The organism is Collinsella sp. CLA-ER-H10, assembly GCF_040092475.1.
Taxonomy (GTDB): Bacteria; Actinomycetota; Coriobacteriia; order Coriobacteriales; family Coriobacteriaceae; genus Collinsella.
In genome coordinates this window covers 1-10,567 of record NZ_JBBNLM010000031.1, presented here as the reverse complement: position 1 = coordinate 10,567, position 10,567 = coordinate 1, and the positions used below count along the sequence as shown (strand labels likewise).

General features: G+C 61.4%; 11 protein-coding genes. 1 reads left to right on the top strand and 10 read right to left on the bottom strand.

Annotated features, from left to right (window positions below; all coding sequences use genetic code 11):
* Positions 1-150 precede the first annotated feature (150 nt).
* From pstB to AAAX36_RS09145, 6 genes are all read right to left on the bottom strand, one after another.
* On the bottom strand, positions 151-1,023 hold the full coding sequence (gene pstB / locus AAAX36_RS09170) for a phosphate ABC transporter ATP-binding protein PstB (protein WP_349075214.1): 873 nt from the start codon (positions 1,021-1,023) through the stop codon (positions 151-153).
* Positions 1,020-1,946, bottom strand: coding sequence for a phosphate ABC transporter permease PstA (pstA, locus tag AAAX36_RS09165; protein WP_349075213.1), 927 nt, complete (start codon positions 1,944-1,946; stop codon positions 1,020-1,022). Before pstA ends, pstB begins: the two co-directional genes overlap by 4 nt.
* Entirely contained in the window at positions 1,939-2,847 is a 909-nt protein-coding gene (gene pstC, locus AAAX36_RS09160; RefSeq protein ID WP_349075210.1) for a phosphate ABC transporter permease subunit PstC, read from the bottom strand. Before pstC ends, pstA begins: the two co-directional genes overlap by 8 nt.
* Before the next feature lie 24 nt (positions 2,848-2,871).
* Positions 2,872-3,810 (bottom strand): phosphate ABC transporter substrate-binding protein, encoded by a 939-nt coding sequence (locus AAAX36_RS09155; protein WP_349075207.1) that lies wholly within the window; start codon positions 3,808-3,810, stop codon positions 2,872-2,874.
* Positions 3,811-4,105: 295 nt separating this feature from the next.
* On the bottom strand, positions 4,106-5,542 hold the full coding sequence (locus tag AAAX36_RS09150; protein ID WP_349075205.1) for a M20 family metallopeptidase: 1,437 nt from the start codon (positions 5,540-5,542) through the stop codon (positions 4,106-4,108).
* 54 nt (positions 5,543-5,596) lie between these two features.
* Entirely contained in the window at positions 5,597-6,259 is a 663-nt protein-coding gene (locus AAAX36_RS09145; RefSeq protein ID WP_349075202.1) for an HAD hydrolase-like protein, read from the bottom strand.
* 156 nt (positions 6,260-6,415) lie between these two features.
* Between AAAX36_RS09145 and AAAX36_RS09140 the strand changes: the two genes are divergently transcribed.
* Positions 6,416-7,276 carry a DegV family protein gene (locus AAAX36_RS09140; protein ID WP_349075200.1) on the top strand — a complete coding sequence of 287 codons (861 nt, stop codon included), beginning with the start codon at positions 6,416-6,418 and terminating at the stop codon, positions 7,274-7,276.
* Positions 7,277-7,369: 93 nt separating this feature from the next.
* On the opposite strand, the gene AAAX36_RS09135 is transcribed toward AAAX36_RS09140, so the two are convergent.
* From AAAX36_RS09135 to tgt, 4 genes are all read right to left on the bottom strand, one after another.
* Positions 7,370-7,678 carry a type II toxin-antitoxin system YafQ family toxin gene (locus AAAX36_RS09135; protein WP_138374901.1) on the bottom strand — a complete coding sequence of 103 codons (309 nt, stop codon included), beginning with the start codon at positions 7,676-7,678 and terminating at the stop codon, positions 7,370-7,372.
* Between the two features lie 2 nt (positions 7,679-7,680).
* Complete coding sequence (locus tag AAAX36_RS09130) at positions 7,681-7,980, bottom strand: type II toxin-antitoxin system RelB/DinJ family antitoxin (RefSeq protein WP_349075198.1); 300 nt, start codon at positions 7,978-7,980, stop codon at positions 7,681-7,683.
* A 113-nt stretch (positions 7,981-8,093) separates the two neighbouring features.
* Complete coding sequence (locus AAAX36_RS09125; protein ID WP_349075196.1) at positions 8,094-8,852, bottom strand: TIGR00730 family Rossman fold protein; 759 nt, start codon at positions 8,850-8,852, stop codon at positions 8,094-8,096.
* Between the two features lie 213 nt (positions 8,853-9,065).
* Positions 9,066-10,205, bottom strand: a complete 1,140-nt coding sequence (gene tgt / locus AAAX36_RS09120) for a tRNA guanosine(34) transglycosylase Tgt (RefSeq protein WP_215694799.1) — start codon at positions 10,203-10,205, stop codon at positions 9,066-9,068.
* Between the last annotated feature and the right edge of the window lie 362 nt (positions 10,206-10,567).

The window sequence follows — 10,567 nt, the reverse complement described above, 5'->3', positions numbered from 1 at the left end:
CCAAGTTTCGGGGCGCAGTTCACAGGCCCCTTTGTGGTGGTCGTTTCGGTCGCAGAGTAAAAGGCGGGCCATCTCGCAAAAGAGATGACCCGCCTCTCCAATCAGTCCCGTGGCGACCGTGGCCGCCGCGGGCCTCAAGCATGTCCCGGACTAGGAGAACATGCCGGTGAGGTAATCATTCAGCCGCTTATCCTTGGGCCGTTGGAAAATCTCGTCAGTCTCGTCGTACTCGACCATATCGCCCATGTAGAAGAACGCCGTGCGGTTGGACACGCGCGACGCCTGCTCCATGTTGTGCGTCACGATGACTATGGCGCGGTCGGCAACGATCGACGACATAAGGTCCTCGATCGCCAACGTCGAGATGGGGTCGAGCGCCGAGCAGGGCTCGTCAAACAGGATCACGTCGGGGTTGAGCGCCAGCGTGCGCGCGATGCACAGACGCTGCTGCTGACCGCCCGAAAGCGCATAGGCGCTCTTATCGAGCTTGTCTTTGACCTCGTCCCACAGCGCCGCGCCGCGTAAGCTTTCCTCGACCATGCGGTCGAGCTCGTCACGGTCGGTGATGCCGTGGCGCTTGGGCGCAAACGTGATGTTGTCGCGAATAGACTTGCGGAAGGGGTTGGGCTGCTGGAACACCATGCCAATGGAGCGACGCAGCTCGTAGGTGTTTTCGGTCTTGGTGTTCACGTTGCGCCCGCGATAGTTGATCTCGCCCTCCACGCGGCAGCCGCGAATCTCGCGATTCATGAGGTTGAGGCTACGCAAGAAGGTCGACTTACCGCAGCCCGAAGGCCCAATGAGCGCCGTGATCTCGCCCTTGTGGAAGTCGAGCGACGTATTGTGCAGTGCATGGTGGTCGCCATAGTACACGTTGACGTCCTTGGTGGAGAGCACAACCTCGTCGCTCACGGCCTTGCCGCTCACGCGCACGCGCTTCTCGCTCTCCCCCACGCTCGACAGGAAGTCCCGGGTGTCGGACGTGACTACCTCGGTTGCGGGCGTTGCATTTATCTCGCTCATTCGGCCGTCATCCTCCTTGCCAGTTGCTTGCCCACGATACGGGCGACTACGTTAAACAGCAGCACGCAAATCATCAGCAGCGCCGCGGTGCCCCAAACGATCTGCTGTGCCTCGGGGCTCCCCTCGCCGTAAATCTTGTAGATGTGCACGGCGAGCGACTCACCGGGGCGGAACACGTTCCAGGCGCAAGTAGGGCTCGACAGGTTAAGGCTCAAGAAGTTGAGGCGAACCGGCGAGCTCATGCCCGAGGTAAAGAGCAGCGCCGCGGCCTCGCCAAAGACGCGGCCGGCCGAAAGCACGATGCCGGTCACGATAGCGGGCATGGCCTCGGGAATCAGGATGTGCAGCATGGCCTCCCAGCGGGTGAGGCCCATGGCCAGGCACGCATCGCGCTGGGCCTGCGGCACGTCCTCGAGCGCCTGCTGGATCACGCGCACCAGAATGGGGATATTGAACATGGTGAGCGCGACGGCGCCGGAGATGATGGAGTACTTCCAGCCCAGCTGCACCGAGAACACCAGAAAGCCGAACATGCCGACGACGATGGACGGCAGCGAGGACAGTGTCTCGATGGCGGTGGAGGCGATGTCGCGGATAGGGCCGTTCGGCGCGTACTCAACCAGAAAGACCGCTCCGCCCAGACTGATGGGCACCGAGATGACCAGAGTGATCAGCAGCAGGTAGAACGAGTCGAACAGCTGGTAGAGCACGCCGCCCTGCGTTCCGTTGGCGCGCGACGGCTCCGTGAGAAAGCCCGGCTGGAACAGCATCGAGACGCCCTCGAACAGGATATAGGCCACCATGGAGACGACGATGAGCATGACGATGGCGACGATCGCCGTCAACACGCCCGTGGCGAAGCGGTCCTGCTTTTGGACACGCCCGAGCCTCGCCTCGTCGATGTGGATACGCGTGCTAGCCACGAGCCTTCGCCCCCTTGCGGCCGATAAGGTGGATGATCAGGATGAAGATGAGGCTCATGCCCATCAGCAGCAGACCGAGCGCCCACAGAACATCGTCCTGGGCCGAGCCCTCGGCATAGACTGCCATAGACGTGGTGAGCGTGGTGGTGATGGTGGACGCCGGCGACAGCAGCGACGTCGGCATGGCCTCGATGCCGCCGATAACCATGCGCACAGCGAGCGTTTCGCCAAAGGCGCGGGTCATACCGAGGATGACCGCGGTCATGAGCGACGGCATGGCAGACTTGAGTACCACGTGCCAGATGGTCTGCCAGCGGGTATAGCCCAGAGCAAGCGAACCCTGACGGTAGCTGTCGGGCACGGCGCGCAGGCCATCGACCGAAAGGGTGGTCATCGTCGGCAGGATCATGACGGCCAGCACGATGGCGCCAGGCAGGATGCCCAGGCCCGTACTCACGTGGAAAACGCTCTTCATAAGGCCGACGACCACGTGAAAACCGATCAGGCCAAAGACGACCGAGGGAATACCGGTCAAAAGCTCAATGAGCGGCTGAAAGACCTTGGAACCAAACTTAGGGCTAATCTCGACTGCAAAGATGGCAGAGCCGATGGCGATGGGCAATGCGATGAGCGTGGAGAGCACCATGACCGCAAACGAGGTGACGATCAGGGGCAGGGCGCCGGTATGGGGCAGGCCGTTTTCGGCTGTGTTGGCCAGATCCCACTTGGTGCCGGTGAAGAACTCGACGACCGAAACGCCGTCCTTGAGAAAAGCCGAGAGGCCCTTTTGGGCGACCATAAAGATGAGCGCGGCAACGACAAGCGTCACGAGCGCTACGCACGCGCCCGTGACGCCCAGGCCCACGTTCTCAAGGTCGCGCTTTGGCAGCTGTTTTGCCATTGCAAACCTTTCCGGGGCGATTACTTATTTAGCGGAGACCTTGCCGCTGGCATCCTTAACGACCTTCATGGCAGAGACGGGGATGAAGCCCTGCTCCTCGACGAGCTTGCCCTGGACGTCGTTGGAAAGCATGAACTCCAGGAAGGCCTTGGTGGCCTCGTCGGCGTCCTTAGCGCAGTACATGTGCTCGGTAGCCCAGATCTTAAAGGAGTCGTCGGTGACGTTTGCGCTCTTGGGCTCCACGCCCTCGACCTTGATGGCGTTGAACTTGGAGTCATCGAAGTGCGAGAAGTCCAGGTAGGAGATGGCGTTGTCGGTGCTGCCCATCTGAGTCTGGACATCGCCGGACTTGTCGAGCTCGGCGTCGCCCTTAAAGTCGACGGCCTCGTCGCCAAAGACGGCTGCCTCGAAGGTGGCGCGGGTACCGGAGCCGGCCTTGCGGTTGAGCACGACGATGGTGGCGTCGTCGCCGCCGACCTCCTTCCAGTTGGTGATCTGGCCGGAGAAGATGCCCTTGAGCTGCTCAAGGGACAGGTCGTCGACCGTCACGTTCTTGGAGACGACGGGACCCATGCCCACAACGGCGACCTCGTGGTCGACGAGGTTCTTGACCTGGTCGGCCTCGAGCTTGGTCTCGGCGAAGACGTCGGAGTTACCGATGGTAACGGTACCGGCGGCGACAGCGGTCAAGCCCTTGCCCGAACCGTTGCCCGAACCGGAGACGGAGACGTCCGGGTTGGCGTCCATGAACTTCTCGGCAGCGGCCTCGACGAGAGCCTGGAACGAGGAGGCACCGTCGTAGGTCACCTCGCCGGAGACGGACTCGGCAGCAGCGGCGCTACCCTTGTCGGCAGCGTTGGAAGCGCCTGCGCCACCGCAGCCAACGAGGCCGAGGCCGACGATGCTGGCAAGACCACCAGCGAGGCCGAGGAACTGACGACGAGAATAAGCCTGATCGAGCATGATCTTCCTTTCATACATGCGAATCGCGGGCACCCTGCCCGCTTTGCTGTTTGGAAAGATACGGCCCCGACCGGGCAGCGCTCGCGCCAACTGCGGTTTCTTACGGGCATCTGATAGACCCTTACCGCAAACGCGACTCGGCTTTACAAACGAATAACAATCCAACGCCGAACATGGCGCACCTTTTACACCAAAGGAACGTCCCCAACGACTACCCCACCGCAACAAAAAAGCCCGGGCCGAAGCACCGGGCTCGTTATACAAGTTTGTATCCAAGCAGGATATAGGGGAAGCCCTACAGCTCCAACTCGTTGAGCTTTAAGATTGCCACGATATAGATCTTAAGTGCTTGCTTGAGCTGCTCCTCGTTGGCGCACTCGTTGGGGCCGTGCATCTGGCCGCCCCATGCGGGCAGCTCCAGGCCGGTCTCCTCTGGGCCAAACGAGACGGCGCGGGCAAAGTTGCGCGCATACGTGCCGCCGCCCATGGCAAAGGGCTCGGCATGCTTGCCCGTAAACTCGTTATAGGTATCGATAAGCGCCTTCACGGCCGGATCGTCGGCAGACACTGAGAACGGCACCTTTGCGCGACCCACGCGATACGTCACGCCAAAGCGGCCCACGAGCGGCTCGAGCTGCTCGCAGATGGTATCGGCACTGGTGCTATCGGGGAAGCGCACGTCGATGACCTGCTCAATGTAGCCATCCACCACGCGGATGACGCCGGGGTTGCACGTGAGCGGGCCAAACGCCGCGCTCGTCGCATCGATACCCAGGCCGCGACCATAGGCGTCCGCATGCACAAAGGCCAGAAACTTGACAAACTCGTGCTCGGCAGGCGTCAGCAGGCGCTCGTCGCGCGCACCAAACGCGTCCTCGGCCTCACGCAGATACGCCACGATGAGGCCGACGGCATTGATCGTTCCCTCGGGCATCGAGGCATGACCGCCAATGCCGTGGGCGAAAATCTGCGCATGCCCGTTATCGAGTGCGGTGATCTCCAGGCGGTCGGCATTCTCAGCGGGTGCCGGCAGCTCATCGGCGGCAATCGCAAGCTCGCAGATAGACTGCGACGGAATGGCGTTGCTCGCCTCGGCACCGCTCCAGGACACAATGCGCCCGCCGTCGATCTTGGGGCTCACAAACATCGCCCCAAACTGGCCCTTCTCGGCATTACAGACCGGGAACTCGGCATCGGGCGTAAATAGAAAGTCGGGGTCTGCGTGGTTCTCCAGATAATGGTGAACGTCGGACATGCCCACTTCCTCATCGCAGCCCAGCAGCGCACGGAAGGTATAGCGCGGCACAATGCCGTGCTTGAGCAGGTAGGCGCCGGCATAGAGCGACAACACCGCCGGACCCTTGTCGTCGATCACGCCACGGCCGAGCAGCCAGCCCTCGCGGCGCTCCATCGCAAACGGGTCGGTGTTCCAACCGGGGCCAGCGGGTACCACGTCCACATGGCAGATGGTCGCGAGCTGCTTATCGCCGCGGCCCGGAATATCGGCGATTCCCACAAAGCCCTCGTCGTCGCTCGTCTGGTAGCCGAGCTTTTGCGCGATGCCGAGCGCGCAATCGAGTGCGTCACGGACCGGGCGGCCAAACGGCGCGCCGGGCTCCGCATTGGCAGAAACTGCCACGGACGGATAACTCACCAGCTGCTCGATATCGGCGACGACATCCTCCCAGACCTCGTCGACATACTCGGCAACGCTCTGCTCCACCTGATTCATGGACGACCTCCTTAGCAGTGAGCGGCGAGCGTGCCCGCCCCTCACATCACGTCATTAGATAGCGAAAAGTTTAGCAAGCTCGGCCACCGAGTGCACCACCGCATCGGCACCCGCCGCCTCGTGCTCGCCCGGCGCCGCCGCGCCCGAATAGATGCCGATGCACGGCACGCCCATCGCGTGCGCGCCCTCCACATCGTTAAAGCGATCGCCGATCATCACGGCCTCGTCCGCGGTCGCACCGAGCGCCGCCAGGGCATCGCGGACCGAATCTGCCTTGGTCTCGCGCCCCTGCGGCGGATTCATGCCGACCACGGCTTCGAACTGGCAAAGCCCCAGCTCACGCACCATGTCAATGCACTTTGCCTCCATGCGCGACGTCGCCACAGCCAAGCGATGCCCTTGCGCGACAAGGCCATCGAGCAGCTCGGGGATCCCGTCGAACACGGGATACTCCTCCGGTCCCAGCTCATCAAAAAAGGCGCGGTACTCGTCGGCCACCACCAGCGACTCCTCGCGGGAGAATCCATAAAAGTCGTGAAAGCTCTTCCACAGGGGCGGCCCGATCATGCGGCGCAGATCACCCATCTGCGCCTCCGAAAACCCGCGCGCAGTCAGCGCCTTGCGCGTCGAGGTCATCACCGCCCGACCCGTATCGGCCACCGTGCCATCGAAATCAAACAGCACGACCGGCCGCTCGCATAGCTGTAATGCCGCCATCGATATCCTTCTTCCCCAGTTGGCGATTTCCACACCGACACTTCAAACTGTTGACTATTCAACAATTAAAGCTGGCAATGTGGAACGACTCTACTATACTTGTCGCACTTTGCTCTCAGAAGGCGGCGCGCAAGCGCCCCAACGAAAGGTGCAATTATGTCTTTTGCCATCATAACCGACTCCACGTCGGACATCTCCCCCGCCCGCGCCCAAGAGCTCGGCATTTACGTGATTCCGCTGCATGTGATTATCGAGGGCGAGGACCTGCTCGACCAGGTGCAGATTACCGCCGAGGAGTACGTCGCCCGCATGGCCGGCTCCGAGCAGCTGCCGCACACCTCGCAGCCAAGCGCCGGCGAGTTCAAGGCGCTCTTTGATCGCGTGCTCGCCGACGGCCACGACAGCGCCATCTTTATCTCGCTGTGCAGCGAGTGGTCTGCCTGCTACGCCAACGCGTGCCAGGTTGCCGATGCCCACGAGCTCGACGTGCGCTGCATCGACTCGCGCACCGGCTCGGCTGCCGAGGGCCTGCTGGTGGAGTACGCGCTGGCCATGCGCGAGGACGGCCGCAGCCTGGACGAGACCGAGGCGCAGATCCGAGCGACGCTGCCCGACGCCCACCTGCTGCTGATTCCCCGCACGCTCGAGAACCTCGTTAAGAACGGCCGCGCGCCCAAACTCGCCGGCCAGCTCACGCAGATGCTCAACATTCGCCTGGCCGTTTCGCCGGAGTGGAAATCGGGCGAGATCAAGGCCATCAAAAAGGGCCGCGGCGCCAAGCGCATCGTTGCCAACACCATGGCCGATTGCCTCGCATTTTTGACCGAGCATCCGGGCTCCAGCGTGCGTGTGCTCACGACCGGCGCCGCCGAGGAGCAGGAGCTCGTCAGCCATGCACTCGCAGGCCAAGATTACGTAGACGCCGGCATCGGCCCCATCGGCTGCACCATCGCCACCCACGTAGGCGTCGACGCCATCGCCATCAGCTACTGCCCCCGCTACCGGCCCATCCACTAGGGGCACCTTTACCACTTGCGGTGGAATAGGGACTGTTTTTGGCTTATCAGCCGCAAATCAATCCCTATTCCACCGCAACTTGGAAATCGGCGATCAGCCCAGCGGACCCTGAAACAGCTCCTGATGAGTGCCCATTCTCACCAGCCTAATCACTGGGTTAGTCTTATGGGGAAGATAAAGAACGACCACATCGACCAAGCCATCGGATAGGTGGAAATCGATGTGGCCGTTGTAGTTTCCGCCCGGGTTTGAGAGCTCGTGGGCGCCATACTCCGCCGGAAGTGACCCATGAGCCACAAGCTCCGCAACCGCCGCTTTAAACTCACTTTTTAGCTGCGGATGGATGCGCATCGTCCGTTTGTAATCCGCCTTAAACTGAGCCTCGACTTTAATCTCAAACATCGCTAGCCCTCATCGAGGAACGATATAAGCTCATCAGCGTTATTGAATGACGGGCTGTCGTCTAGCAGAATCCCCAACTCATGAGCCTCGGCGATCACCATGGCGCGTCTCGTCGCCTCGTTGGGCACCTCCGCCCTTCCTACAATCTCAAAAGGAATCTTTCGCTGATTTACCAGCTGCCGAACGGCAAGATTGAGATAGGAATTGAGGCTGAGGCCGACCGAATCCAAGAACTCAGTCGCCTGCTCCTTGAGCCCCTCTTCGATTCGAACCGTCGTAGGCTTAACTGTTGCTGTAGACATTTGCGACCTCCTCGCCCTCGTCTTTTACACAAGTATACCCAATATAAATGGCAATCTGCTGTTAAATAACATCAGATTGCCATGCGTATTCATGTCGCATGGGCACGATTGATCTACATCAGCCCGCTCAGGGCGATGTCGACGGCCTCATTGATGTCGTCGGTGATGTGTACGAGCTCGGGATCGAGCGGGCTAATCATACCGGCGTCCATCACCGGGCCGTTAAGCCAGTCGAATAGGCCCTGCCAGTACTCGCTGCCTACCAGTACAAGCGGCATGCGCTTGACCTTATGCGTCTGCACCAGCGTGAGCACCTCGAACATCTCGTCGAGCGTGCCAAACCCGCCGGGAAACACGATGGCGCCCGAGCTGTATTTGACGAACATGGTCTTGCGTACAAAGAAGTAGCGGAAGTCCATACCGAGGTTCACGTATTTGTTGAGCCCATGCTCGTGCGGAAGCTCGATACCCAGGCCGACTGACTTGCCGTTGACGCTCGCCGCTCCCTTGTTGGCCGCTTCCATGATGCCGGGGCCGCCACCGGTGATAACCGCCACGCCGCGCTGGGCAATCTTACGGCCGACCGTGCGCGCCGCCTTGTAGAGCGGATCGGTCTTGGGCGTACGGGCACTACCGAAGATGGTCACCGCAGGCCCTAACTCGGCAAGTGCGCCAAAGCCATCGACAAACTCGGCCTGGATGCGCAGTACGCGCCACGGATCGGCATGCAGCCAGTCGGTCGACTCCTCGGGCGCCAGTAGGTTGGCGTAGGTGTTGTCCTTAGGAATCATGGGGCCGCGCATGACCACGGGACCGCGGCGGTACGTCTCGTCGTAGGCAGGCTCGCCCTCGACATTCTCGTTCTTAATCATGGGTGCTCCTATCGAGAAAAAGAAAAACGGGCGGGGTCGACGCCATGCGCCAAACACCCGCCCGAACATCAACTATTCGGTATGGTACCCACGAAGCATCAAGCGCTTGCAAGCTATCGGTCAGCGGTCGTGCAGCCAGCGTCAGAGAATGTGACGAGCGGCTGCCGCTCAGCCTTTGCCGTTGCCCACGCTCTGCAAGCGTGTCTGTCGCCCTTAGTAATCCACCGCAGCAGGACTGTTCATCCAGTCGCCCACGAACGCACCGTAGCGGCCCTCGATAATGGCCTGACGGGCACGCTGCATAAGGTTGAGCAGGTAGTAGATGTTGTGCATCGACAGCAGAATGCCGCCGAGCATCTCCTTCTGCGTGACCATGTGACGGATGAGCGCACGGCTGTAACCGCCCGTGCACACCGGGCAGGTGCAGGTGGGATCGATGGGGCCGTCGTCATGCGCAAAGCGAGCGTTGCGGAAGTTAAGGCGACCTTCACTGGAGAATGCCGTGCCCATGCGGCCGGTGCGCGTCGGCAGCACGCAGTCGAACATATCGATGCCCACGCCCACACCGCGCACGAGGGTGGTGGGGTTGCCGACGCCCATCAGGTAGCGCGGCTTGTGCTTGGGCATGTACTCGCTCACAAGCGGCGTCAGGGTCTCGAACATGGTCTCGTGGTCCTCGCCCACCGAGTAGCCGCCGATGCCGTAACCGGGGAAGTCGCCGCACTCCTCCAGATGGCGCAGCGAGCGCAGGCGCAGATCTAGGTGCATGCCGCCCTGGACGATACCAAAGAGTGCCTGGTCGTCGCGGGTATGCGCCTTATAGCAGCGCTCGGCCCACATGCTCGACAGCTCAACGGCGCGCTCAACGTAGGCGCGCGTGGCGGGATAGCCCGGGCACTGGTCCAGCTGCATGCAGATGTCGGAGCCGAGTTTCATGGCGATTTCCATGTTGTCCTCGGGCGTCCAGAACACGTGGCGACCGTCGTAATCGTTGACGATAAAGCGCACGCCCTCATCGGTGAGCTTGACCGCGTCGTTGTGGCTGAACACCTGGAAACCGCCCGAGTCGGTGAGGATAGGGCCGTGCCAGTTCATAAACTTGTGCAGGCCGCCCAGCTCGGCGATGGTATCCTCGCCGGGACGCATGGACAGGTGATAGGTATTGGCAAGCACGATCTGGGCGCCGAGCTGCTTGACGGTCTCGGTAGGAATACCCTTGACGTTTGCCTTGGTGCCCACGGGCATAAAGATCGGCGTCTCGATGTCGCCGTGCGGGGTGTGCAGCACGCCGGCACGCGCATGCGTCGTCGGATCCTCGGCGATCAGGTCGAATTTAAAAAGGCTCTGGTCCATAAACTGGAACTCCTTGGTTGCGGTTCATACGCAAACCATTATACGGGCAACCCGCAAGAAGCACCGACTCGATAGAAACTAGTGCAAAGGAAACCTGCCCCCTGCACCAATGCACCAGGATAAAAATGATCCGTTTTCCTCCGTCCCCAACGGATCATTTCCGACAGCGAAAACCCGCCAGATCGAGCAAGGTGACTACCCATCCGGAGCAAGACAACGCCGCAAGAAGAGGACGGACAGACACTATGACCCAATCCGAGGGCACGGAAACGACAGGAGCCCCCGCTCGTGACCGCGGGTCGGGGCTGCGACAATGTTGTTGAAGTGCCAGAGGCGCAGCCGCGCCGCAACGAGGTTGGGAG

Excerpts from the sequence above, each read along its gene's own strand:
- pstB (WP_349075214.1), bottom strand. The coding sequence starts at position 1,023 with ATGAGCGAGATAAATGCAACGCCCGCAACCGAGGTAGTCACGTCCGAC.
- pstC (WP_349075210.1), bottom strand. The coding sequence starts at position 2,847 with ATGGCAAAACAGCTGCCAAAGCGCGACCTTGAGAACGTGGGCCTGGGC.
- AAAX36_RS09155 (WP_349075207.1), bottom strand. The coding sequence starts at position 3,810 with ATGCTCGATCAGGCTTATTCTCGTCGTCAGTTCCTCGGCCTCGCTGGT.
- AAAX36_RS09150 (WP_349075205.1), bottom strand. The coding sequence starts at position 5,542 with ATGAATCAGGTGGAGCAGAGCGTTGCCGAGTATGTCGACGAGGTCTGG.
- AAAX36_RS09145 (WP_349075202.1), bottom strand. The coding sequence starts at position 6,259 with ATGGCGGCATTACAGCTATGCGAGCGGCCGGTCGTGCTGTTTGATTTC.
- AAAX36_RS09140 (WP_349075200.1), top strand. The coding sequence starts at position 6,416 with ATGTCTTTTGCCATCATAACCGACTCCACGTCGGACATCTCCCCCGCC.
- AAAX36_RS09135 (WP_138374901.1), bottom strand. The coding sequence starts at position 7,678 with ATGTTTGAGATTAAAGTCGAGGCTCAGTTTAAGGCGGATTACAAACGG.
- AAAX36_RS09130 (WP_349075198.1), bottom strand. The coding sequence starts at position 7,980 with ATGTCTACAGCAACAGTTAAGCCTACGACGGTTCGAATCGAAGAGGGG.
- AAAX36_RS09125 (WP_349075196.1), bottom strand. The coding sequence starts at position 8,852 with ATGATTAAGAACGAGAATGTCGAGGGCGAGCCTGCCTACGACGAGACG.
- tgt (WP_215694799.1), bottom strand. The coding sequence starts at position 10,205 with ATGGACCAGAGCCTTTTTAAATTCGACCTGATCGCCGAGGATCCGACG.